Consider the following 22,594-nt stretch of genomic DNA (forward strand, 5'->3'; position numbering starts at 1 on the left):
CCGCAACTGCGCGGTTCAGAGCGGCAGCAGCGCCGCGACGATCGACCGTTCCTCGGCCCGCAACACGCCCCAGGCGCGCGCGGCGGCCCGGCTGTCCATCGCCTCCACGCCGATCCCCTTGGCCTCCAGATCGCGCACGAAGGCGCGTGGTGGCTGGCGCAGTCCCGCCCCTGTGCCGAGCAACAGGAATTCGGGACGCGGATCGCCGTCCAGCAGGTCGCCCAGCGCCGCCAGCGTCAGCGCGTCGACCGTCGGTGCATTGTCCCAGGCCATCGCCCGCACCGGGCTGAGCAGCAGGCCGTTCGGAAACAGATCATCGCGCACCCGGAAGCCGCGCCCGGCAAAACCGGTGACGATCGGCCCCTGCCCGCTATCGTCGCGGCGCAGTTCTATTCCGGTGCGTCGTTCCCCGCTCAGGGCTTGGCCCCGTCGTCGCGTGGTCCGACCCGCTCGGCCTGCGACGCCAGGTTAGCCTTGGCCGCCTTCTTCTCCGAAGACATAGGCGACAGGCCCAGCGAGATCAGCAGCGAGGACGAAACGTAAACAGACGAATAGGTGCCAACGATAATGCCGAGCATCATCGCCGCGGTGAAGCCGCGCAGCACGTGGCCGCCGAACAGCAGCAACGCGCCCAGCGCCAGCATGATCGTCACCGACGTCATCACCGTGCGCGGCAGCGTTTCGTTGACCGACAGGTCGATCAGCGCCTTCATGTCCATCTTGCGATATTTACGCATATTTTCGCGGATGCGGTCGTCGATCACCATCTTGTCGTTGATCGAATAGCCCACGATCGTCAGCACGGCGGCGACGATATTGAGGTCGAACTCCAACTGCGTCAGCGCGAAGAAACCCAGCGTCATGAGAACGTCGTGGACGATCGCGACGAAGGTCGAGACGCCGAACTGCCACTCGTAGCGGAACCAGCTGAACACCGCGATGCCCAGGATAGCCAGCACGACCGCCAATATGCCGTTCTGGATCAACTCGCCCGACACCTTGCCCGACACCGTATCGTAGCGGGAGAAGGTGACGCCGGGGAATTGCCCGGTCATCGCATTGCGGGTCTTTTCGACGACCGCATTGGCCGCACCCGCCCCGCCCTGTTCGGGCAAAGGCAGGCGGATCTGCACCGTCTTGGGATCGCCGAATTGCTGCAACGAGCTTTCGCCGACATTGAGCGAGGCGATGGTCGCGCGCACCTTGTCGGTTTCGACATTTTGCGGGAATTTCGCTTCGATCATCAGGCCGCCGACGAAATCGACGCCCATGTTGAGGCCCTTATAGGCCGTAGCGCCGACCGCCAGCACCGTCAGCAGGGCAGTGAGCGCGAACGCCCACTTCCGCATCGCGACGAAGCCGATATTCGTATTGTCGGGGACGAGCTTTAGAAGTTTCATGCGCTAAGACCTAATACCGTTCGGGCTGAGCGAAGTCGAAGCCCCTGTCTGAGCGGAGGCGAAGACACCTCGCTATGCTCGGTGGTGCCCTTCGACAAGCTCAGGGCGAACGGAAGGAGGGGTGTCACCTCGATCATATATGGATGTCCGTCGGCCGGGTGCGGCGCACCCAGTTGGCGACGATGACGCGGGTGAAGGTAACGGCGGTGAACACGCTGGTCGCGATGCCGATCAGCAGCACGATGGCGAAGCCCTTGACCGGCCCCGACCCCAGCGCCAGCATGATCCCACCCGCAATGGCATGGGTCACATTCGCCTCGAAAATGGTGCGGCTGGCTTCCTTATAGCCATGTTCGATTGCCTGGACGACATTGCGCCCACGCCGCCGCTCTTCGCGAATCCGTTCATAGATCAGCACATTGGCGTCGACCGCGGTGCCGATCGTCAGCACGAACCCGGCAATGCCCGGCAGCGTCAGCGTCGCCCCCAATATGCCCATCACACCCAGGATGACCGCGACGTTGATGGCGACCGCCAGATTGGCATACATGCCAAAGCGGCCATAGCTCAAGAACATGAAGATCGCGACCGCGACCACGGCGATGATCGATGCGATGAGGCCCGCGCGAATCGAATCCGCGCCCAAGCCCGGTCCGACCGTCCGTTCCTCAACCACCGCCAGCGCCACCGGCAGCTTGCCCGACCGCAGCGCGATCGCCAGCTGGTTGGCGCTTTCGACCGTGAAATTGCCGCTGATCTGCGCGCTGCCGCCCAGGATCGGTTCGTTGATATTGGGCGCCGACAGCACCTTGCCGTCGAGAATGATCGCGAACGGGCGATTGACGTTCTGCGACGTCACCTGCCCGAATTTGCGGCCACCCGAACTGTTGAAGCGGATGTTGACGATCGCCTGATTATTCTGGTCATAGCCTTGGGTCGCGTCGGTCAAATCCTCGCCCGACACCATTACCTGGCGCTTGACCGCGATCAGCGGCACGCCCGACGGATTGTCGAGATAGGGCAGGACTTCGCTGCCCACCGGCGCGCGACCCTGCGCCACTTCGGACGGGTTGGCGGTCGTATCGACCAGCTTGAATTCCAGCTTGGCGGTCTGGCCCAGCAGATCCTTGAGCGCCTTGGGATCCTGCAGCCCCGGCACCTGCACGACGATGCGATTGCTGCCCTGCTGCTGGATCGTGGGTTCGCGCGTGCCCATTTCGTCGATGCGCTTGCGGATCACCTCGGTCGCGACTTCCATCGCGCTCTTGACCGCATTGTCGATACCCGCATTGGTCGGCGTGATCGTCACGGTCTGGCTGTTCACCACCGCCACGTCGAAATCGCGCTGGCCGGTCAGCCCCGCACCCTGCGTCAGCGGGCGGATGCGCTCGACGGCGGCATCAACCTGCGCGGGATCGCGCACCATGAAGCTCAGCTTCCCGTCGCGGCTGGAGATATCGCCGATCGCGATGCGCGGGTCTGCCCGGCGCAGTTCGGTGCGAACCTGCTCCTCCATATTGACCAGCCGCTGCTTGGCGACATCCTGGGTCGACGCTTCGAGCAGCAAGTGACTGCCGCCCGACAGGTCGAGGCCAAGATTGACCCGCGTCTGCATGAAGCCGGGCAGCCGGGCCACGGCGGAATCGGGCAGGAAGCTCGGCACCGCGCACAGCACGCCGATCAACAAGGGCAGGATGATCGCGATCACCGCCGCACGCGAGAAATTGAGCATCGTTGGGGTCAGTCGTTCGCGGGCTTGGCAGTGGTCGGGTCGATCACGTCGGTCAGGGTCGACTTGACCGCCTTGACCTTCATGTTCGGTGCCAGTTCGACATCGGCATAGATGTCATCGACGCGCACGACCTTGCCGATCAAGCCGCCGCCGGTGACGACCTGGTCGCCCTTCTTCACCGCGTCGATCTTGGCCTTATGCTCTTTCATCTTCTTTTGCTGCGGACGGATCAGCAGGAAATAGAAGACCACGAAGATCAGGACCAGCGGGGCCATCTGCACCAGGATTCCGGCGCCGGAGGCTTCCCCGCCAGCGGTCTGGGCAAAGGCTGTCGATATGAACATGGGTGGGACTTTCGTCTTGGTGTCTGTCGGCCGCGCACCGCATGGCAGCGCCCGCCTATCAAGGCCGGGCGGCTACCACAGATGCAAGGGCGGAGGCAATATGATTAGGGAATCGTACATGGGGCGCGAAAGCCCGCATCGAAACCCTTGCAACTTCCCAAAACCCCTTCTAAAGCGCGCCCTCCGGTCGGGACGTAGCGCAGCCTGGTAGCGCATCACACTGGGGGTGTGGGGGTCGGAGGTTCGAATCCTCTCGTCCCGACCAAGATTTTCGGAAAGTGCGGCCGTCCGGGGGACGGACGCCCGAAAATCTCCCAAGCGCAAGCGCGGGAGGCGATATTCAGCACTGGTAGTGAATGGCATGGGCGGCGAAGGCTGCTTGATTTGCCTACGCGCGCGCCGTGTTGGGGGCGGAGTAACAACTGCTTGTGACATACAGGGAAGGGCGGCCCTTTTGAACCGCCCTTCCGTTAGTCGCTGCATTGGTTTGATCGTCGATACCGACTACTATGAACGGGTTCCAGCATCTGGCTGTTTTGTTCCGATTACCGCTTGCTGGCCTTTGTTAAGAATAAGCCGGGTCTTGTCGCACCTCCGCTAAATCAGATTACTTATGCTTGGTCGGATCGACCAGCTTGTAACCCATGCCGGGCTTCGGCGTCGGTGGCAGCGGTTCGCCCCGCGTCACAGTCCGCTCTGCGCCAGTGTCTCCGCCGCGAGGGCCGAAGATGCCGTACTGGCCCGAACGGGGCGCAGACTGACCAGGCTTCATCGTCTTGCTCATGATTTTCTCCTTTCTACCGCCATCTTCCACAAGATGTTGTGGTGTTAATGTGCTGGTAACTACATCATGAACGAACCCGCGATTCGCACAATAGGAAAATGACAGAGAACGAATAAAATACATTTGAATAACGTATCATGATCGCTCGCCAGCGATCCGCGCCATCTTTGATCGGCGGCTGTGCAACGAGAGGGAGGCAGAGGAAATCAAGTTGCCGCTTCGTATGTTCGAAAAGGGACGGCGCGTCTAATGAGTAACCAAGCCCACTCCATCGCCGTTCGGGCTGAGCTTGTCGAAGCCCAACTTTTACAAGGAGAGTGTGGCCCTTCGACAGGCTCAGGGCGAACGGAACAAGGTTCATCCTTACCCATCACCCCTTGCCCCCACCCCTTCCCCCGGCTAAGTTCCCTTTTCGTTCTGCAAAGGGAAATTTATGGACAGCCTTTCCGCCCTCCTGATTCTGGTCGCGTTGCTTGTCGGGCTGGCGGCGGGGTGGCTGTTGCGTGGGCGGATGCTGGCACCGTTGGTGGCGGAGAAGACGGACTTGGCCGCGCGGCTGGAAGTCGCCAGCACGCAGCGTAATGGCGCGATCGCCGAATTGGCGGTGGAGCAGGAGCGGGTGGCGCAGGCCCATGCGCAGATCGCCCGGCTCGACGCCGCGCAGGTCGCGTCGGCGCAGCGGATCGACGCGATCCAGGCCAGCGCGCAGCAGCGGTTCGAGGCAGCGCAGGCCGAGCGCGAGGCGGCGCTCCGCGAACTGGCCGCGCTCCAGTCCGACACGCAGGCGCGCGCCGAAGCCTTCGAGGCGCAGATCGCCGCGCTAAAGGATGCCAAGGAACAGCTTTCCGCCCAGTTCAGCGAGATTGGCGGCAAGCTGCTGGGCGAGGCGCAAAAGACTTTCCTCGACCGCGCCGACCAACGTTTCGCGCAGGCGAACGAAAAGAGCGAAGCGCAATTGAAGACCTTGCTCTCGCCCGTCGAAACCACGCTCAAACGCTATGAGGAGGGATTACAGCGCGTCGAAAAGGACCGCGTCGGCAGCTATGCCGAACTGCGCGAAGCGGTGCAGCAGGTGCATGTCGGCCAGGGGCAGGTGCGCGAAGAGACCGCCAAGCTGGTCAACGCGCTGCGTGCCGCGCCCAAGACGCGTGGTCGCTGGGGCGAACAGCAGTTCAAGAATCTGATCGAGGCAGCCGGCCTGTCCGCCCATGTCGATTTCAGCGAGGAAGTATCGGTTACGGTCGAAGATGGCCGGTTGCGCCCCGACTTCATCATCAACCTGCCCGGCGATCAGCAGATGGTGGTCGACGTCAAATGCTCGCTCGTCGCCTATCTGAACGCCGTCGATCAGATCGATTCGGCGCTGCGCGACGCCCATATGGCCGACCATGCCCGCGCGATGCGGACCCATGCCGACGCGCTGGGGCGCAAGGCCTATTGGGAACAGTTCGACAAAGCGCCCGACTTCGTCATCATGTATGTGCCGGGCGACAATTTCGTCACCGCCGCGCTCGAAGCGGACATGGACTTGTGGGAGCGCGCCGCGCGCAATCGCGTCATCATCTGCGGTCCTTCCACCTTCCTGCCGCTCGCTCGCACACTTGCCAGCCAGTGGCGGCAAGCGAAATTGCAGGATCAGGCGCGCGAAGTCGCCGAACTGGGCAAGCAGCTTTATGAACGCCTCGCCGCCGCCGCCGGATCGCTCAAGAAATTGGGCAATCGGCTCCATGGTGCGGTCGGGGATTACAACGCCTTCGTCGGCAGTTTCGAGGGCCGGGTGTTGGTGACCGGGCGTAAGCTGCGCGATCTCAATATCGAGACCGGCGGCAAGGAATTGGACGAGCTTGGCCCGGTCGAGGCGCTGGTCCGCGAGCCCGCATCGCCCGAAGCCCTGCGCGCCCTGCCCGACGCAGCGGAATAGCGCCACGGAACCAACCACCCTCCGCCTGCGTCTCTTTCATGAAGCCTTGAAAATCAAAGCCGTAAGGGTTGAGAGACAAGGGTCGGAGACTATCCATGTGGAAGCGATTGATCTTTAGGCGTGCGCCGCCGTCGCGCGCGGTGCCTGTCGAACCGGACATGCCACGTCGGCCGAGACAGGTTGCGGCCGACCACCCTTTTGCCGACCTTATCGCCAAACTGGATCGCATCCCCTATCCCATGCCGCATAAGGCGGCGCTCAGCCGCTAAAGCGCGCTGCCCGTCTCTTGCCCCCCTGCTTCTCCGCTGGCATGGCAAGAGCCATGACAAAGATCGGCCTGCTGGGCGGCTCCTTCAATCCTGCCCATGGCGGCCATCGCGCCATATCGCTGTTCGCGGCCAAGGCGCTTAGCCTGGACGAAGTCTGGTGGCTCGTTTCGCCTGGCAATCCCCTCAAGCCGCGCGCGGGTATGGCCCCCCTCCCCGCCCGGCTGGCCCACGCCCAGCAAATCGCCCGCCGCGCACCGATTCGCGCGACCGCGATCGAGGCGCAGCTTGGCACCCGCTACACCATCGACACGCTCCGCGCCGTCACCCGCCACTACCCCAAAAACCGCTTCATCTGGCTGATGGGAGCCGATAATCTGGCGCAATTTGGCGATTGGCGCGACTGGCGCGGCATCGCCCGGCAAATGCCCATTGCCGTGATCGCCCGTCCAGGCTATGATAGCGCTGCCTATGGCTCTGCGGCCATGAGCTGGCTGCGGCGCTTCGTCCGGTCCCCGCGCCAGAGTGCAGACTGGACGAATTGGAGACCACCGGCGCTCGTGCTTTTGCGCTTTCGCCCTGATCCAAGATCGGCGACCCTGCTTCGGCAGGCGGACCCCCTCTGGCATCGCGAATATGAAACATCGTGTGCGCGAGATCCGCTCACGCGCCGGTTAGTGATCTAGAATGGAGCCTTTTTGACCAGACCCCACCCCGCCAACGACACGGCCGCATCGGCCGATAGCGTGGCCGCCCTGCACGCCCTCGTCATGCAGTCGCTCGACGACGACCAGGCGCAGGAAACCATCTCCATCCCCCTGGAAGGCAAGAGCAGCATCGCCGATTATATGGTGATCGCGAGCGGCCGTTCGTCGCGTCAGGTCGCGGCGATCGCCCAGCATCTCGCCGAACGGATCAAGAAGGAAACCGGCCGTTCGGCACGGGTCGAAGGGCTGCCGGTCGCCGACTGGGTGCTGATCGACGCGGGCGACGTGATCGTCCATCTCTTCAAGCCCGAAGTGCGCAGCTTCTACAATCTGGAACGCATGTGGGGCTTTGTCGATGCACCGGTTGCAGGGACAGCCTGAACCCTTCGACAGTCGGGCGATGACGGGCTAGGAGGAGCGCCATGCTCCTCCACATCATCGCGCGCGGGAAAATAGGGCGATCGCCCGAAGCCGATCTGGTCGACCGCTATGCCAAGCGGTTGACCATGCCGCACAAGATCACCGAAATGCCCGACCGGGGCGGCAAGCTGCCGCCGGCCGCGCCCGGCACTGTAACGGTGATGCTCGATGAAAAAGGGCGACACCTTGGCTCGATGGAATTCGCCCGGCGGCTGGAAGGCTGGCGCGACGCGGGCACCCGCGAATGCCGCTTCCTGATCGGCGCGGCGGATGGATTCGACGACGCCGACCGGGCCAATGCCGACCTGCTGATCGCCTTTGGCGCGATGACCTGGCCGCATATGATGGCCCGCGCGATGCTGGCCGAACAATTGTGGCGCGCCTGCTCCATCCTTGCCAACCACCCCTATCATCGCGAAGGATAGGGGCGTGAAACGGGGGGCGATCATCACCGGCGGGCTGCTCGCCCTTGTGGCGCTGGCCGCCACGCGCCTGCCCGCCACCGATAACGCCGCGATCATCCTGCCCGGCACCGCAGGCACCACACTGGCGCAGGAACAGGCCGCACTCAAAGCCGCCCGCCGCCAGTCGGACGAAGCGCGCGATCGCTCAGCCCGGCTGGAGCAACAGGCCAGCGCGGCGCGCGACGACGCCGAGCAGGCGCGCCGTCGCGCCGCCGCCACCGCCGCGCGCATCCAGCAGGCCGAAGCCGATATTCAAGCGGCGCAGGCCCGCATCGCCATCATCGCGCGGATGCAGCGAGCCCAGGCGGCGCGACTGGCGGCTCGGCAGGAGCCGGTGGTGCGCCTGACCGCCGCGCTGCAGATGATGGCCCGCCGCCCGCTGGCGCTGGCGCTGGTGCAGCCCGGATCGGTGACCGACGCGGTCCATATGCGCGCAGTGCTGGGGCAGATCTTGCCGGTCATCCAGCAACGCACAGCCGGGCTGCGCGCGGAGCTCGCCCGCAGCCGTGCGTTGCGCGCGACCGCGCAGCAGGCCGCCGGTGCGCTGACTCAGGCGCAGGCCGACCGCCGCGAACGCCAGGCGGCACTCGCCGCGCTGGAGGCACAAAAGCGCGTCGCCGCGCGCGACTATCGCGCCAATGCCGGGCTTGAAAGCGAACGCGCGCTGGCGCTGGGCGAACGGGCGCGCGACATTGTCGACCTGATGGACCGGCTGGAGGATGCGGGCGACCTGCGCGAACGGCTCGCCGCCCTTCCTGGCCCGCTGCTCCGCCCCGCCCGGCCGGATCAAACCGGCGCGCCCGCACCCGAAACAGTCCGCGCAGCAGGTGGACCTCCGCCCTACCGCCTGCCCGTCATCGGCCAACTCGTTACCGGTATGGGAGAAGTGAATGACGGCGGCGTGCGATCACGCGGCCTCAGCCTGGTAACGCAACCCGGCGCCCAGACCGTCGCGCCGACCGCAGGCCGCATCGCCTTTGCCGGCCCCTATCGCGGCTATGGCCAGATCTTGATCATCGACCATGGCCAGGGCTGGACTACCCTGATCACCGGCCTCCACCGCGTCACCGCACAGGTCGGCGATACGGTGCGTCAGGGCGATCCCGTCGGCATCACCGGCCAGGGCCGCCCGACGGTTACGATCGAATTACGCCGCAATGGCCGTCCCGTGGACATCGTGCCGCTGGTGGGATTGGGGTGAGGCATTGATATGCGCATCATTTGATGACATATGTCGTGTTTGAGGAGTAAGATCATGCGCACGACATTGGCTCTTGATGACGATCTGGTTGCTGAAGCACAGGAACTGACCGGCTTGAAGGAAAAATCTGCCCTCGTTCGCGAAGCGCTCAAAGCCCTAGTGCAGCGGGAAGCTGCACGTCGCCTGGCATTACTCGGCGGCTCGGAACCCGATTTCGAGTTGCCGCCGCGGAGGCGATCAGTTCCGGTATGATATTGGTCGATAGTTCGGTCTGGATGGATCATCTACGCATATCAAACCCATGGCTGGCGGCTGGTTTGAACGCTGGAAGAATATTGGGCCATCCGTTTGTCATCGGCGAGATCGCGCTGGGCAGTCTGACAAACAGGCAGGGTGTGTTGCGTATGTTGCACAAATTGCCCGAAGCCGAGCTGGCACAACATCGCGAAGTCGATGCCTTGATCGAACAAGTGCCGCTGTTCAACCGAGGTATAGGGTATGTCGATACGCACATTCTGGCGTCTGTGCGGCTTACCGCTGGATCATTCCTATGGACACGCGACCGACGACTGCACAGTATCGCTTCGGAAATGGGCCTGGCCTGGACGCCACCTCATCCCCATTAACCCGACGCTCATCGATACTGCGCAACATTGGTCGAAGCGCGCTTTTGCGTCGGAACGCGAATCGGCTTATGACGGGACGATGATGCCGGAATCAAGGATGCCCATGAAATCGACCTTCCTCCATGGCGCGCTTGCGCTTGGGGCGCTTGCGCTCATTCCTGCCGCCACCGCGACCTTCGCGGCGGGGGAAGCATCGAGCTATAAAGCGCTCGATGAATTCATGGACGTGTTCCAGAAGGTCCGCAGCGACTATGTCGAAAAGGTCGACGACGAAAAGCTGATCAAGGGCGCGATCGACGGGATGCTGGCCAGCCTCGATCCGCACAGCAGCTTCCTCGACGCGCGCGATTTCCACAATCTACGCACCCAGACGGAAGGCAGCTATGGCGGCCTCGGCTTGTCGGTCACGCAGGAAGATGGCGCGGTCAAGGTCATCGCACCGACACAGGACACCCCGGCCTGGCGCGCGGGGATCAAGGCGGGCGACTATATCACCCATATCGACGGCCAGCTCATCTATGGCGGAACGCTCGACGAAGCGGTCGACAAGATGCGTGGTGCGCCGGGCACCGCGCTCAAGCTGACCATCGTGCGCGCGGGCCGCGACAAGCCGATCGACCTGACGCTGACGCGCGAGATCATTCAGTTGAAGCCCGTCAAATGGGAAGTGAAGAATAATATCGGCGTCATCAACATCGTCAGCTTCTCGGCCAATACCGGGGCCGACGTGCGCCAGGCGATCCGCAGCATCGACAAATCGCTGGGTCACAAGCCCACCGGCTATGTCCTCGACATGCGCTCCAATCCGGGCGGATTGCTGGACGAAGCGGTGACCGTCAGCGACATCTTCCTGGAACGCGGCGAAATCGTGTCGCAGCGCGGCCGGGCCAAGGGCGATGTCGAACGCTATTATGCCAAGCCCGGTGACGACGCCAAGGGCTTGCCGGTGATCGTGTTGGTGGACGCAGGCTCGGCCTCCGCCTCCGAAATCGTCGCGGGCGCCTTGCAGGACCAGCATCGCGGCCTGGTGATGGGCGAACGCAGCTTCGGCAAGGGCAGCGTGCAGACAATGCTGCCGCTCAGCAACACCAGCGCGCTCAAACTGACCACGGCGCGCTATTATACGCCTTCGGGTCGCAGCGTGCAGGAAGGGGGCATTCAGCCTGACATCCGCGTGCCGCAATTGTCCGACCCCGATTACAAGAACCGGCCCAAATATCGCGAAAGCGACCTGCGCCGTCATCTGATCAACGAGATCAAGACCGACGATAAGGCGCTGGAAGAAGATGCGAAGGATGATCCGCGCTTCACCATGACGGCCGAGGAGCTGAAAAAGCAGGGCATCGAGGATTTCCAACTCGACTATGCGCTCAAAACGATCGCGCGCCTTGCCAGCACGCCAGGCGCGACCATCGCGCAGGCGCAGGGCGCGGCGCGCAAGCCGGGGGCGAAGTAGCGCGCGCCTGGCTGGGCGATGCCTGTCCCGCAAGTTCAGCATGACGAAAGGTGCGGGTGTGTCTAAGTGGGGGTGATGAGCAGACTCCCCCTTGCCCGCGCCCTCGCGCTGTTGCTGCCCGTCGCCCTGTTGGGCGGCGCCTACGCCTCCCAATATATGGGCGGTCTGCACCCCTGCGAAATGTGCTGGTGGCAGCGTTATCCCCATATGGCCGCGATCCCGCTCGCCTTGCTGGCCTTTGCGACGAAGGCAACGCCGCGGACCAGCGCTGCCTTCACGGCACTGGCCGCCATTGCCATCGCGATCAGCGGCGGCATCGGCCTGTTTCATGCCGGGGTCGAATATGGCTGGTGGGAGGGTCTGACCGCCTGCTCCACGACCCCGACCGGCGGCAGTGCGTCGGACATATTGACCCAGATCATGGCGACGCCGATCACCCGCTGCGACGTTGCGCCATGGAGCCTCCTGGGCATCTCGCTCGCAGGCTATAATGGCCTCTTGTCGCTGGGTGGCGCGGTCGCCATCTTGGCACTGCTAAGCAAGAAGGGACGTCACGCATGAGCGGATCGAACGACTTTCCCCGTCCCGGCCAGCGTTTGCCCGATGGCGCGCGCGACTCCATGCTGCGCGTCGATCAGGCCGGGGAATATGGCGCGACCCGCATCTATGCCGGGCAGTTGGCGGTGATGGGCGACCGCCACCCCTATGCCCGCATTATCGCTGGCATGGCGGCACAGGAGGAACGGCATCGCGCGACGTTCGACGCCATGATCGCCCGGCGCGGCGTGCGCCCCACGGCGCTGTCGCCAATCTGGAATGTCGCTGGCTTCGCGCTGGGCGCGGTCACCGCCGCGATCGGTCCAAAGGCCGCCATGGCCTGTACCGCGGCCATCGAAACCGAGATCGACCGCCATTATGCCGAGCAGTTGGAGCAGATCGGCACCGATGATGCGGAACTCTCCGAGGCCATCGCGGATTTCCAGGCAGAGGAAGTCGAGCATCGTGACGCCGCGCTGGCGCATGGCGCGGAACAGGCACCGGCCTACCCCCTGTTATCCGGCGCGATCCGTCTGGGATGCCGGGCCGCCATCGCGCTTTCGAAGCGCATCTGAAAAGGACGGACGAATGACCAAGACCCCGATGATCGCAGCCCTGGCGCTGCTGGCCGCCGCCGTCCCCGCCATGGCGCAACAGCCGACCGCGCCAACCGCCGTAACCGACCCGAACAATGAGAAGGTCAATATCGTCATCGTCTATGGCGAGGATGCTTGCCCGCCCAGTCAGGGCGACGAAATCGTTGTCTGCGCGCGCAAGGGCGAGGCCGAACGCTATCGCATCCCCGAACCGCTGCGCGGCGACCCCAACAAGCCGAGCAATCAGGCCTGGGGCGAACGGGTACGCTCGATGGAATATGTCGGACGGTCGGGCACGGAAAGCTGCTCGCCATCGGGCGGCGGCGGGGCGACCGGGTGTTTTGCCCAACTCGCCCGGCTCGCCAAGGCCGAGCGTCAGGCGCTCGACAATGCCAGCTGGAAGGATCTGGTCGAGGCCGAACGCGCCAAGCGCCTGTCAACGATCGATGCGGACAGCGAAGCGATCGAGGCACGGGTGAAGGCCGAGGAAAAGGCCGCACAGCAACAGTCCAATAGTCCGACGCAACCCTGACGGTTTTACGCATCGGTCGTCGTCTCAAAACCGACCAGCCGGGGATTTGGGCACCCCCGGTTCCTACAGGGGTATGAAGGAATATGATCCCATGCGACATCATGTCGTTCTTCCCCTGGTCGGCCTGCTGCTGACCCCGCTGCTATCTTCCCCGGCCTTCGCCCAAGCGGAACCGCCACCGGAACGCACCATCAACCTTCTCGTCTATGGCGATGATCCCTGTCCGCAGGGCGAAGGCGATGAAATCGTGGTGTGCGCGCGCAGGCCGGAGGCGGAGCGCTATCGCATTCCCAAGAAGCTGCGCGAAAAGCCCGCCGTGTCGGGCGGCCCCGGCTGGGGCAGTCAGGTCGCCACCATGGAAAGCGTCCAGCGGCAGAATCTCCCGAACAGCTGTTCGGTGAACGGGACCAATGGCGCCACCGGCTGCACCGCCAAGATGCTGGAACAATGGTTTGCCGAACGGCGGATGCAGCAAAGCCGTGGCGAACCCTGAGCGTCTTGCACAAATTGCGTCCTTGACCTAAGCACGACCCGTCATCTGGGGAGTAGCCAGCCGTTCCGCACTACGGAGCGGGCCTTATGTCAACATATTTGGCCGAGAGGTCATGGCATGAGGGACGCGGGTATGTCCGCGTAAGGCGAGACCAATGGCATCGACGTTCCATGCCCGGCCGGGCGGGGAGCGCCGGTGGCATTGCGTCATTCACCTCCGCCCGGCCCCGGACATGCCTGATGGAAGCTCTGCTCACCTCCTCCGCCCTCGTTGCGCTCGCCGAAATGGGCGACAAGACGCAATTGCTCGCCATGTTGCTCGCTACCCGTTTTCGAAAGCCGGTGCCGATCATCCTCGGCATCCTGTTCGCGACGCTGGCCAATCACTTCCTCGCCGCGCTGCTTGGCCATTCGATCGCTGGCATATTGACGCAAGGCTGGTTCCGCTATGCGGTCGCGATAAGCTTCATCGCCATGGCCGCCTGGACATTGGTGCCGGACAAGATCGACGAAGATGCGCCGCTCAAGGCACCATCGGGCGCAGGCGTGTTCATGACCACGCTGATCGCCTTCTTCCTGGTCGAGATGGGCGACAAGACGCAGGTGGCGACGATCGCGCTCGGCGCACGGTTCGACAATCTGCTCGCGGTGACGATGGGCACGACGCTCGGCATGATGGTCGCCAATGTTCCGGCCGTATTGTTCGGCGAAGCGCTGGCGAAGAAAGTCCCGATGCGCGCGTTGCAGGTCGGCGCCGCGTTGCTGTTCCTGATCCTCGGCCTGTGGATGATCGTGGATCTTCAGGGCTGGATCGGGTGAGGCGTTCATTTGGGAATGCGCCTTCGCGCATTCTTCCGCTTCGAAATGCGCCCTTTTGCGCATTTCCAAACACGCGCTAAGCGGTTGTCAGCGCCGCGCGGCTGAGGCAAGGGAAATGCCAGCATATTCCTTTTCGAACGGACGTGGGACAGGTGATGAAAGACAGTCTGGTAACGGTGTTCGGCGGCGGCGGCTTTGTCGGTCGCCAGGTGGCACAGGCGCTGCTGGCGCGCGGCGCGCGGGTGCGGATCGCACAGCGCGATCCCTCGACAGCGCTGCGGGTCAAACCGCTGGGAGGCCTTGGGCAAGTCCAGTTCATCGCCGCCGACATCCGCAATCCCGCCAGCGTGGCGCGCGCTATCGCGGGCAGTGATGTCGTCATCAACCTGGTCGGCATATTGAAGGGCGACTTCGACGCCTTCCACCACCGCGGCGCGGCCAATGTGGCCAAGGCCGCGGCGGACGCTGGCGTCACCGCGCTCGTGCATATGTCGGCGATCGGCGCGGACTCGGAAAGCCCGTCCGCCTATGGCCGATCCAAGGCGGCGGGCGAAGCGGCGGTCAAGGCGGCCTTCCCGACCGCGACCATCATCCGCCCGTCGATCATCTTCGGCGCGGAAGACCAGTTCCTCAACCGCTTTGCCGAGATCATCGGCATGCTGCCGGTCATCCCGGTGATCGGCGCAGCGACGAAGTTCCAGCCGGTCTATGTTGCCGATGTCGCCCACGCCATCGCCAATGCGGCGGAGCAGCCCGGCGTCCATGGTGGTCAGACCTATGAGCTGGGCGGCCCGCAGGTCCGAAGCATGCGCGAGATCAACCAGTGGATCGCCAAGGCGGTCGGCCGGGAGAAGGCGCTGGTGGAGGTGCCAAACGGCGTCGCCAAAATGCTGGCGATGTTGCCGGGCGGCCCGATCACCGGCGATCAACTGGCGATGCTCGGCCGTGACAATGTCGTCGCAGAGGGTGCCAAGGGACTCGACGCGCTCGGCGTCGTCGCCACGCCGATGGACGGCGTCGCCGACAAGTGGATGGTCCGCTACCGCAAACATGGCCGCTTCGCCGGTCGCGCCAGCGCCTGAACCCACAAAATCCTCCCCTGCAAGGGGAGGTGGCAGGGCGAAGCCCTGACGGAGGGGTGTCGTCCATCGATAGCGCGACACCGCTCCACCGCCGCTTCGCGGCGGTCCCCCTCCCCTTGCAGGGAAGGATCAAACAGGAGCCTGCCTACCCATGGACCTGCATTATCTGACCGTCATCCTTCTCGGCATCGTCGAGGGGCTGACCGAGTTTCTGCCGGTGTCCTCCACCGGGCATCTCATCCTCGCCAGCGAATTGCTCGGCTATGACTCCGCGACCTGGGCGATGTTCAACGTCGTGATCCAGCTGGGTGCGATCCTGGCGGTAGTGGTGCTCTATTGGCGCACCTTCTGGGCGGTGGGCATAGGACTGCTGCGGCGGGAGCCGGTAAGCTGGCGCTTTCTGCGCAATCTGCTGATCGCCTTCATCCCCTCGGCCATTATCGGCCTGGCGCTGCATGACTATATCGAGATCATGCTGGGCGCGCCGCAGGTCGTCGCTTGGGCGTTGATCGTCGGCGGCATCGCCATCCTGTTGATCGAGCGCGCGGTCAAAGACCAGCGTTTTCACGGCATCGCCGATATTCCCATGGTGCGCGTGCTGGCGATCGGCTTCATCCAGTGCCTGGCCATGGTGCCCGGCGTCAGCCGGTCGGGCGCGACGATCATGGGCGCGCTGATGCTGGGCGTGGAGCGGCGCACGGCGGCCGAGTTCAGCTTCTTCCTCGCCATCCCGACGATGCTGGGCGCAACCGCGCTGGAACTGATCAAGAAAGGCGACCGGATCACCAGCGCCTCGGTGGGCTGGGACAGTATCGCGCTGGGCTTTGTCGTCTCGTTTATCGTTGCGCTGCTGGTCATTCGCTGGTTCGTGGGACTGGTGTCGAAACATGGCTTCGCCCCCTTCGCCTGGTATCGAATCATCGCGGGAATCGCGGCCCTGATCTGGCTGGGCACAAGATAGGGCCGAAACGGTCTATTTACCACGCGTTTTGTTGCGATCATTTCGCAATTAACCTAGCTAACTGCGATTTTATAGTCAGCATTGCTGTCCTAAATGCCAGAATCCGCGTGACTCCGCGGGTTTTTATGCTATGCGCGCCGCTGAAACTTTAGTCAGGGGCGAGCGATGGCCGACAATCCGATGCTGAAATTCGTGGGCAAGGGACAAGCCTACCCGGAAAAGCGCGCAGCCGATGACCGCGCCGATGATTTTCTGGAAATCAGCCGCAGCTTCATTCTCGACAAGGCGGAGGAGCAGGCATCGCGCTGCTCGCAATGCGGCGTGCCCTATTGCTCGACCCATTGCCCGCTGCACAACCACATCCCCGACTGGCTGCGCCTGACCGCCGAAGGCCGCCTGCGCGAAGCCTATGAACTGTCTAACCTGACCAGCACCATGCCCGAAATCTGCGGCCGCATCTGCCCGCAGGATCGCCTGTGCGAAGGCAATTGCGTCATCGAATTTTCCGGCCATGGCGCCGTTACCATCGGCTCGGTCGAAAAATACATCACCGACACCGCCTGGAAGGAAGGCTGGGTCGAACCCTTGGTCGCGGGCAAGCCCACCGGCCAGTCGATCGGCGTGATCGGCGCTGGGCCTGCGGGTCTCACCACGGCGGAATATCTGCGCGCGGCGGGGCATGAGGTGCATGTCTATGACCGGCATGATCGCGCCGGCGGGCTGCTGACCTATGGCATCCCCGGCTTCAAGCTGGAAAAGGACATCGTCATGCGCCGCGTCCAGCGCTTGAAGGATGGCGGCATCGTCTTCCAAGAAAATTTCGAGGTCGGCCGCGACGCGACGCTCGAAACCCTGCGCGAGAAGCATGACGCGATCCTGATCGCGACCGGCGTCTACAAGCCGCGCGACATCCGCGCGCCGGGCGTAGGCGCGCCGGGCGTGGTCAAGGCGCTCGATTATCTCACCGCCTCCAACAAGGCCGGGTTCGGCGACGCTGTGCCCGAACATGAAGACGGGACGCTGCTGGCGACGGGCAAAAATGTCGTCGTCATCGGCGGCGGCGACACCGCGATGGACTGCGTCCGCACCGCGATCCGCCAGGGCGCCAAGTCGGTGAAATGCCTCTATCGCCGCGATCGCGACAATATGCCAGGGTCACAGCGCGAAGTCGCCAATGCCGAGGAAGAAGGCGTCGAATTCGTCTGGCTGACCGCGCCGATCGCATTCGAAGGCACCGATCATGTCACCGGCGTAAAGGTCACCAAGATGCGCCTGGGTGCCCCCGACGCCTCCGGCCGCCGCGCCCCCGAACCCGATCCCGGCAGCGAACATACGTTAGAGGCCGATCTGGTCATCAAGGCACTGGGCTATGACCCCGAAGAACTGCCCAAGCTGTTCGGCGCGGACGACCTGTCGGTCACCCGCTGGGGCACGCTGCGCGTCGATCACAAGACGATGATGACCAGCGTGGATGGCGTGTTTGCAGCCGGCGACATCGTGCGCGGCGCAAGCCTGGTAGTGTGGGCGATCCGCGATGGGCGCGATGTGACTGAGCATATGCACAAATATCTCAAGGCCAAGGCCAAGACCAGCGAAAGCGTCGCGGCCTAAGCGCCCTCATTCCACCCCAGCCCGTTCGGTTCGAGCTTGTCGAGAACGAGGCGCAGGGGTTCTCGACAAGCTCGAACCGAACGGAAAAATAGGATGGCGATCATGACTGACACTCCCTTCATGGCAAGCCCCGAAGAACGCGCGCGGATCGCCGCCGAGGGCATGTATCATCCCGACCTGGAAGGCGACGCCTGTGGCGTCGGCCTCGTCGCCGCCACTGATGGCCGTCCCAGCCGCCGCGTGGTCGCCTCCGCGATCGATGCGCTGAAAGCCGTGTGGCATCGGGGCGCGGTCGATGCCGATGGCAAAACCGGCGATGGCGCGGGCATCCATGTCGATCTGCCGGTGCGCTTCTTTGACGATGCTATTGCCGACTCCGGCCACAAGCCGCTGCCCAATCGCCTCGCCGTCGGCATGATCTTCCTGCCGCGTACGGACCTGTCCGCCCAGGAAACCTGCCGCACCATCGTCGAGAGCGAGATCATCGACGCGGGTTACACCATCTATGGCTGGCGCCAGGTGCCGGTGGACGTGTCGGTCATCGGCGAAAAGGCGCAGCGCACGCGCCCCGAAATCGAGCAGATCATGATCGCCGGGCCGATGCCCGAAGAGCGCGACCAGGCCGAGTTCGAGAAGGATCTCTACCTCATCCGCCGCCGGATCGAGAAGCAGGTGATCGCGGCGCAGATCAACGACTTCTACGTCTGTTCGCTGTCGTGCCGCTCGATCATCTACAAGGGGCTGTTCCTCGCGGAATCGCTGTCAGTCTTCTATCCCGACCTGCAGGATGAGCGGTTCGAAAGCCGCGTCGCCATCTTCCATCAGCGCTATTCGACCAACACGTTCCCGCAATGGTGGCTGGCCCAGCCGTTCCGCACGCTTGCCCATAATGGCGAGATCAACACGATCCGCGGCAACAAGAATTGGATGAAGAGCCACGAGATCAAGATGGCGTCACTGGCCTTTGGCGAGCAGTCGGAGGACATCAAGCCGGTGATCCCGGCGGGCGCGTCCGACACCGCCGCGCTAGACGCCGTGTTCGAGGCGATCTGCCGTTCGGGCCGCGATGCGCCGACCGCCAAGCTGATGCTGGTGCCCGAAGCCTGGCAGAGCGAAAGCGCCGAACTGCCCAAGCCTCACGCCGACATGTATGAATATCTCGCCTCCGTCATGGAGCCGTGGGACGGCCCCGCCGCGCTGGCGATGACCGATGGCCGCTGGGTCGTGGCGGGCGTCGATCGCAATGCGCTGCGCCCGCTGCGCTACACGCTGACCGGCGACAATCTGCTGATCGTGGGGTCCGAAACCGGCATGGTCGTGGTTCCCGAAACGACGATCGTGCGCAAGGGCCGCATGGGTCCGGGGCAGATGATCGCGATCGACCTGCAGGAAGGCGAACTCTATGACGACGCCGCGATCAAGGACCGGATCGCGGGCGAGCGCCCCTATGGCGAACTGATCAAGGATTTCATGGCGATCGGCGACCTGACTGACGCGCCGACCGCCCTGCCCGGCTGGGACAAAGCGGAGCTGACGCGGCGGCAGGTGGCGGCCAATCTGACGCTGGAGGATCTGGAACTGATACTGGCCCCCATGGTCGAGGATTCGAAGGAAGCCATCGGATCGATGGGCGACGATACGCCGCTGGCGGTCATTTCCGACAAGCCGCGCACGATCAGCCATTTCTTCCGCCAGAATTTCAGCCAGGTCACCAACCCGCCGATCGACCCGCTGCGCGAACGGCATGTGATGAGCCTGAAAACGCGCTTTTCCAACCTCCACAATATCCTGGAGCAGGACGCGCAGAACAGCCATGTGCTGGTGCTGGAATCGCCGGTGCTGACCAGCGCCGAATGGGCGCGGTTGAAGGCGCATTTCGGCCCGGCGGTGGCGCAGATCGACTGCACCTTCCCCGCCAGCGGGGGCCAAGAGCAATTGCGCGCGGCAATCGCCCGCATCCGCGAGGAAGCCGAACAGGCGGTCCGCGAGGGCCGCACCGAAATCTTCCTGACCGACGAAAATGTCGATGCCGATCGGGCCGCGATAGCGGGCGTGCTGGCGGCGGCGGCGGTCCACACCCATCTGGTGCGCAAGGGGCTGCGCTCCTATGCGTCGATCAACGTGCGCTGTGCCGAAGCGGTCGACACCCATTATTTTGCGGTACTGATCGGTGTCGGCGCGACCACGGTGAACGCCTATCTGGCCGAGGCCAGCATTGCCGATCGCCATGCGCGCGGCCTGTTCGGCGACCTCTCGCTCGACGCCTGTTTCGAACGCTATCGCACGGCCATCAACGAAGGCCTGCTCAAGATCATGTCCAAAATGGGCATCGCGGTCATCAGCAGCTATCGTGGCGGCTATAATTTCGAAGCGGTCGGGCTTTCGCGCGCGCTCGTCAATGATCTCTTCCCCGGCATGCCGGCGAAGATTTCGGGCGAAGGCTATGCCTCGCTCCATTACAGCGCGATGCTGCGGCACGAAAAAGCCTTCGACAGCGCGGTCGTCCGCCTGCCGATCGGCGGCTTCTACCGCCAGCGCGACGGTGGCGAGGCGCATGCCTATTCGGCGCAGCTGATGCACTTGTTGCAGACCGCGGTCGGGACCGACAGCTATTCGACCTATCTGCAATTTTCGCGCGGCGTGCGCGATTTGCCACCGGTCTATCTGCGCGACCTGATGGAGTTCAACTTCGCCCGCGAAGCCGTGCCGATCGACGAGGTGGAAGCCACCACCGAAATCCGCAAGCGTTTCGTCACGCCCGGCATGTCACTCGGCGCGCTGTCGCCCGAAGCGCATGAGACGCTTGCCATTGCCATGAACCGGATCGGCGCCAAGGCCGTATCGGGCGAAGGTGGCGAGGATGCCAACCGCTTCAAACCCTATGAAAATGGCGACAACGCCAATTCCGTCATCAAGCAAATCGCGTCGGGCCGTTTCGGCGTCCATGCCGAATATCTGGCATCGGCCGAAGAAATCGAGATCAAGGTCGCCCAAGGGGCCAAGCCCGGCGAAGGCGGGCAGTTGCCCGGATTCAAGGTGACCGAGTTCATCGCCAAGCTGCGCCATTCGACGCCCGGCGTGACCCTCATTTCGCCGCCGCCGCATCACGACATCTATTCGATCGAGGATCTGGCCCAGCTCATCTACGACTGCAAGATGATCAATCCGCGTGCGCGGGTGTGCGTCAAGCTGGTGAGCCAGGCGGGCATCGGCACGGTCGCGGCAGGCGTGGCGAAGGCGCATGCCGATGTCATCCTGATCGCGGGCCATGTCGGCGGCACAGGTGCCAGCCCGCAGACCAGCATCAAATATGCCGGTACGCCCTGGGAAATGGGCCTGTCCGAAGCCAATCAGGTGCTGACTCTCAACGGGTTGCGGCATCGGGTGAAGCTGCGGACCGATGGCGGGCTCAAGACCGGGCGCGACATCGTCATCGCCGCGATCCTGGGCGCGGAAGAGTTCGGCATCGGCACGCTCAGCCTCGTCGCCATGGGCTGCATCATGGTACGCCAATGCCACAGCAACACCTGCCCCGTGGGCGTGTGCGTGCAGGATGAGAAACTGCGGCAGAAGTTCACCGGCACGCCCGAAAAGGTCATCAACCTGATGACCTTCATCGCCGAAGAAGTGCGCGAAGTGCTGGCGCGGCTGGGTTTCCGCAGCCTGGACGAAGTGATCGGGCGGACGGAGTTGCTCAAGCAGGTCAATCGCGGGGCCGAACATCTCGATGATCTCGATCTCAACCCGATCCTGGCCAAGGTGGATGCCCCCGACGACCAGCGCCGCTTTTCGCTGACGCAATGGCGCAACGACGTGCCCGACAGCCTGGACGCGCAGATGATGCGCGATGCCAAGGCGGTGTTCGAGCGTGGCGAAAAGATGCAGCTGACCTATACGGTGCGCAACACGCACCGCGCGGTCGGCACGCGCCTCTCCTCGGCGGTGACTGACAAGTTCGGCATGTCGACGCTGGCCGACGGGCATCTGACCGTGCGGCTGCGCGGGTCGGCGGGCCAGTCGCTGGGCGCGTTCCTGTGCAAGGGCATCACACTCGAAGTGTTCGGTGACGCCAATGACTATGTCGGTAAGGGGCTGTCGGGTGGCATCATCGTCGTGCGCACGACAGTCTCCAGCCCGCTCGCGAGCAAGGACAACACCATATTGGGCAACACCGTCCTTTATGGCGCGACCAGCGGCAAGCTGTTCGCGGCAGGGCAAGCCGGTGAACGCTTCGCTGTCCGCAATTCGGGTGCGCAGGTCGTAGTCGAAGGCTGCGGGGCCAATGGCTGCGAATATATGACCGGCGGCACGGCGGTCATTCTGGGCAAGACCGGGGCCAATTTCGGCGCGGGCATGACTGGCGGCATGGCCTTCATCCTTGACGAAGATGGCAGCTTCCCGTCGCGCGCCAACCCCGAAGGCATTGTCTGGCAGCGGCTGGAAAGCGCCCATTGGGAAGCGGAACTGAAAGCGCTGATCGCCCAGCATGCAGTGTCGACCGACAGCAAATGGTCGAACACCATATTGGATGATTGGGATCGCTGGCGTCGGTATTTCTGGCAGGTCTGCCCCAAGGAAATGATCACGCGCCTCGCCCACCCGCTCAGCGACATGGCCGCGGAAGTCGTTGCTGCGGAATAAGC

At 63.8% G+C, this 22,594-nt stretch carries 22 protein-coding genes, 1 tRNA gene and 1 riboswitch; of the genes, 18 read left to right on the plus strand and 5 right to left on the minus strand.

The features are described from left to right. Window positions 1-15: 15 nt before the first annotated feature. The 4 genes from BSY17_RS11055 to yajC all read right to left on the minus strand — a co-directional run bounded on the left by BSY17_RS11055 (window position 16) and on the right by yajC (window position 3,476). A complete protein-coding gene (locus BSY17_RS11055) occupies window positions 16-324 on the minus strand; it encodes an Mth938-like domain-containing protein (RefSeq protein ID WP_069065544.1) in 309 nt (102 codons plus the stop codon). An 89-nt stretch (window positions 325-413) separates the two neighbouring features. Continuing rightward, window positions 414-1,400: a protein translocase subunit SecF gene (secF, locus tag BSY17_RS11060; protein WP_069065545.1), complete on the minus strand. Its 987-nt coding sequence runs from the start codon at window positions 1,398-1,400 to the stop codon at window positions 414-416. Between the two features lie 133 nt (window positions 1,401-1,533). Continuing rightward, the gene (gene secD, locus BSY17_RS11065) at window positions 1,534-3,132 is read right to left on the minus strand and encodes a protein translocase subunit SecD (RefSeq protein WP_037472424.1); all 1,599 of its coding nucleotides are present in this window, start codon (window positions 3,130-3,132) and stop codon (window positions 1,534-1,536) included. An 8-nt stretch (window positions 3,133-3,140) separates the two neighbouring features. Next, entirely contained in the window at window positions 3,141-3,476 is a 336-nt protein-coding gene (yajC, locus tag BSY17_RS11070; protein WP_037472426.1) for a preprotein translocase subunit YajC, read from the minus strand. A 188-nt stretch (window positions 3,477-3,664) separates the two neighbouring features. Here yajC and BSY17_RS11075 point away from each other — a divergent pair. After that, window positions 3,665-3,741 (plus strand) — tRNA-Pro (locus BSY17_RS11075). A gap of 342 nt (window positions 3,742-4,083) precedes the next feature. Here BSY17_RS11075 and BSY17_RS21555 read toward each other — a convergent pair. After that, entirely contained in the window at window positions 4,084-4,260 is a 177-nt protein-coding gene (locus tag BSY17_RS21555; RefSeq protein WP_171899226.1) for a hypothetical protein, read from the minus strand. Window positions 4,261-4,693: 433 nt separating this feature from the next. On the opposite strand from BSY17_RS21555, the gene rmuC reads away from it, so the two are divergent. The 17 genes from rmuC to gltB all read left to right on the plus strand — a co-directional run bounded on the left by rmuC (window position 4,694) and on the right by gltB (window position 22,592). Continuing rightward, complete coding sequence (gene rmuC / locus BSY17_RS11080; protein WP_069065546.1) at window positions 4,694-6,181, plus strand: DNA recombination protein RmuC; 1,488 nt, start codon at window positions 4,694-4,696, stop codon at window positions 6,179-6,181. Window positions 6,182-6,503: 322 nt separating this feature from the next. Beyond that, window positions 6,504-7,133, plus strand: coding sequence for a nicotinate-nucleotide adenylyltransferase (locus BSY17_RS11085; protein ID WP_069065547.1), 630 nt, complete (start codon window positions 6,504-6,506; stop codon window positions 7,131-7,133). Window positions 7,134-7,145: 12 nt separating this feature from the next. Beyond that, complete coding sequence (gene rsfS, locus BSY17_RS11090; protein ID WP_037475965.1) at window positions 7,146-7,535, plus strand: ribosome silencing factor; 390 nt, start codon at window positions 7,146-7,148, stop codon at window positions 7,533-7,535. A gap of 41 nt (window positions 7,536-7,576) precedes the next feature. After that, the gene (locus BSY17_RS11095) at window positions 7,577-7,999 is read left to right on the plus strand and encodes a 23S rRNA (pseudouridine(1915)-N(3))-methyltransferase RlmH (protein WP_069065548.1); all 423 of its coding nucleotides are present in this window, start codon (window positions 7,577-7,579) and stop codon (window positions 7,997-7,999) included. 4 nt (window positions 8,000-8,003) lie between these two features. After that, entirely contained in the window at window positions 8,004-9,239 is a 1,236-nt protein-coding gene (locus BSY17_RS11100) for a murein hydrolase activator EnvC family protein (protein WP_069065549.1), read from the plus strand. A gap of 54 nt (window positions 9,240-9,293) precedes the next feature. Then, window positions 9,294-9,491, plus strand: a complete 198-nt coding sequence (locus BSY17_RS20935; protein WP_043150025.1) for a type II toxin-antitoxin system VapB family antitoxin — start codon at window positions 9,294-9,296, stop codon at window positions 9,489-9,491. Further along, window positions 9,488-9,865 carry a type II toxin-antitoxin system VapC family toxin gene (locus BSY17_RS20940; RefSeq protein WP_083217110.1) on the plus strand — a complete coding sequence of 126 codons (378 nt, stop codon included), beginning with the start codon at window positions 9,488-9,490 and terminating at the stop codon, window positions 9,863-9,865. Before BSY17_RS20935 ends, BSY17_RS20940 begins: the two co-directional genes overlap by 4 nt. 103 nt (window positions 9,866-9,968) lie before the next feature. Then, a complete protein-coding gene (locus BSY17_RS11105; RefSeq protein WP_069066913.1) occupies window positions 9,969-11,321 on the plus strand; it encodes a S41 family peptidase in 1,353 nt (450 codons plus the stop codon). Between the two features lie 75 nt (window positions 11,322-11,396). After that, window positions 11,397-11,882, plus strand: coding sequence for a disulfide bond formation protein B (locus BSY17_RS11110; RefSeq protein ID WP_069065550.1), 486 nt, complete (start codon window positions 11,397-11,399; stop codon window positions 11,880-11,882). After that, a complete protein-coding gene (locus BSY17_RS11115; protein ID WP_069065551.1) occupies window positions 11,879-12,433 on the plus strand; it encodes a demethoxyubiquinone hydroxylase family protein in 555 nt (184 codons plus the stop codon). The genes BSY17_RS11110 and BSY17_RS11115 overlap by 4 nt, the downstream gene beginning before the upstream one ends. A 13-nt stretch (window positions 12,434-12,446) precedes the next feature. Next, window positions 12,447-12,986: a hypothetical protein gene (locus BSY17_RS11120; RefSeq protein WP_069065552.1), complete on the plus strand. Its 540-nt coding sequence runs from the start codon at window positions 12,447-12,449 to the stop codon at window positions 12,984-12,986. Between the two features lie 91 nt (window positions 12,987-13,077). Further along, window positions 13,078-13,479 (plus strand): hypothetical protein, encoded by a 402-nt coding sequence (locus BSY17_RS11125; protein ID WP_237236521.1) that lies wholly within the window; start codon window positions 13,078-13,080, stop codon window positions 13,477-13,479. A 34-nt stretch (window positions 13,480-13,513) separates the two neighbouring features. Next, window positions 13,514-13,701: riboswitch (yybP-ykoY riboswitch) on the plus strand. Window positions 13,702-13,718: 17 nt separating this feature from the next. After that, the gene (locus BSY17_RS11130) at window positions 13,719-14,297 is read left to right on the plus strand and encodes a TMEM165/GDT1 family protein (RefSeq protein WP_069065554.1); all 579 of its coding nucleotides are present in this window, start codon (window positions 13,719-13,721) and stop codon (window positions 14,295-14,297) included. Window positions 14,298-14,452: 155 nt separating this feature from the next. Further along, entirely contained in the window at window positions 14,453-15,379 is a 927-nt protein-coding gene (locus tag BSY17_RS11135) for a complex I NDUFA9 subunit family protein (protein WP_069065555.1), read from the plus strand. Window positions 15,380-15,530: 151 nt separating this feature from the next. Then, window positions 15,531-16,340: an undecaprenyl-diphosphate phosphatase gene (locus BSY17_RS11140; RefSeq protein WP_069065556.1), complete on the plus strand. Its 810-nt coding sequence runs from the start codon at window positions 15,531-15,533 to the stop codon at window positions 16,338-16,340. Between the two features lie 165 nt (window positions 16,341-16,505). Then, window positions 16,506-17,951 carry an NAD(P)-dependent oxidoreductase gene (locus tag BSY17_RS11145; RefSeq protein WP_069065557.1) on the plus strand — a complete coding sequence of 482 codons (1,446 nt, stop codon included), beginning with the start codon at window positions 16,506-16,508 and terminating at the stop codon, window positions 17,949-17,951. Between the two features lie 102 nt (window positions 17,952-18,053). Next, window positions 18,054-22,592, plus strand: a complete 4,539-nt coding sequence (gltB, locus tag BSY17_RS11150; RefSeq protein WP_069066914.1) for a glutamate synthase large subunit — start codon at window positions 18,054-18,056, stop codon at window positions 22,590-22,592. Window positions 22,593-22,594 lie beyond the last annotated feature (2 nt).

Origin of the sequence: Sphingobium sp. RAC03, from assembly GCF_001713415.1 — a bacterium.
Lineage (GTDB): Bacteria > Pseudomonadota > Alphaproteobacteria > Sphingomonadales > Sphingomonadaceae > Sphingobium.

Coding starts and splice junctions, on each gene's coding strand:
- BSY17_RS21555 (WP_171899226.1), bottom strand. CDS start 4,260: ATGAGCAAGACGATGAAGCCTGGTCAGTCTGCGCCCCGTTCGGGCCAG.
- BSY17_RS11120 (WP_069065552.1), top strand. CDS start 12,447: ATGACCAAGACCCCGATGATCGCAGCCCTGGCGCTGCTGGCCGCCGCC.
- BSY17_RS11140 (WP_069065556.1), top strand. CDS start 15,531: ATGGACCTGCATTATCTGACCGTCATCCTTCTCGGCATCGTCGAGGGG.
- BSY17_RS11135 (WP_069065555.1), top strand. CDS start 14,453: ATGAAAGACAGTCTGGTAACGGTGTTCGGCGGCGGCGGCTTTGTCGGT.
- BSY17_RS11130 (WP_069065554.1), top strand. CDS start 13,719: ATGGAAGCTCTGCTCACCTCCTCCGCCCTCGTTGCGCTCGCCGAAATG.
- gltB (WP_069066914.1), top strand. CDS start 18,054: ATGACTGACACTCCCTTCATGGCAAGCCCCGAAGAACGCGCGCGGATC.
- yajC (WP_037472426.1), bottom strand. CDS start 3,476: ATGTTCATATCGACAGCCTTTGCCCAGACCGCTGGCGGGGAAGCCTCC.
- BSY17_RS11085 (WP_069065547.1), top strand. CDS start 6,504: ATGACAAAGATCGGCCTGCTGGGCGGCTCCTTCAATCCTGCCCATGGC.
- BSY17_RS11115 (WP_069065551.1), top strand. CDS start 11,879: ATGAGCGGATCGAACGACTTTCCCCGTCCCGGCCAGCGTTTGCCCGAT.
- BSY17_RS11105 (WP_069066913.1), top strand. CDS start 9,969: ATGAAATCGACCTTCCTCCATGGCGCGCTTGCGCTTGGGGCGCTTGCG.
- BSY17_RS11110 (WP_069065550.1), top strand. CDS start 11,397: ATGAGCAGACTCCCCCTTGCCCGCGCCCTCGCGCTGTTGCTGCCCGTC.
- BSY17_RS20935 (WP_043150025.1), top strand. CDS start 9,294: ATGCGCACGACATTGGCTCTTGATGACGATCTGGTTGCTGAAGCACAG.
- BSY17_RS20940 (WP_083217110.1), top strand. CDS start 9,488: ATGATATTGGTCGATAGTTCGGTCTGGATGGATCATCTACGCATATCA.
- secD (WP_037472424.1), bottom strand. CDS start 3,132: ATGCTCAATTTCTCGCGTGCGGCGGTGATCGCGATCATCCTGCCCTTG.
- BSY17_RS11145 (WP_069065557.1), top strand. CDS start 16,506: ATGGCCGACAATCCGATGCTGAAATTCGTGGGCAAGGGACAAGCCTAC.
- BSY17_RS11095 (WP_069065548.1), top strand. CDS start 7,577: ATGCTCCTCCACATCATCGCGCGCGGGAAAATAGGGCGATCGCCCGAA.
- secF (WP_069065545.1), bottom strand. CDS start 1,400: ATGAAACTTCTAAAGCTCGTCCCCGACAATACGAATATCGGCTTCGTC.
- BSY17_RS11125 (WP_237236521.1), top strand. CDS start 13,078: ATGCGACATCATGTCGTTCTTCCCCTGGTCGGCCTGCTGCTGACCCCG.
- rmuC (WP_069065546.1), top strand. CDS start 4,694: ATGGACAGCCTTTCCGCCCTCCTGATTCTGGTCGCGTTGCTTGTCGGG.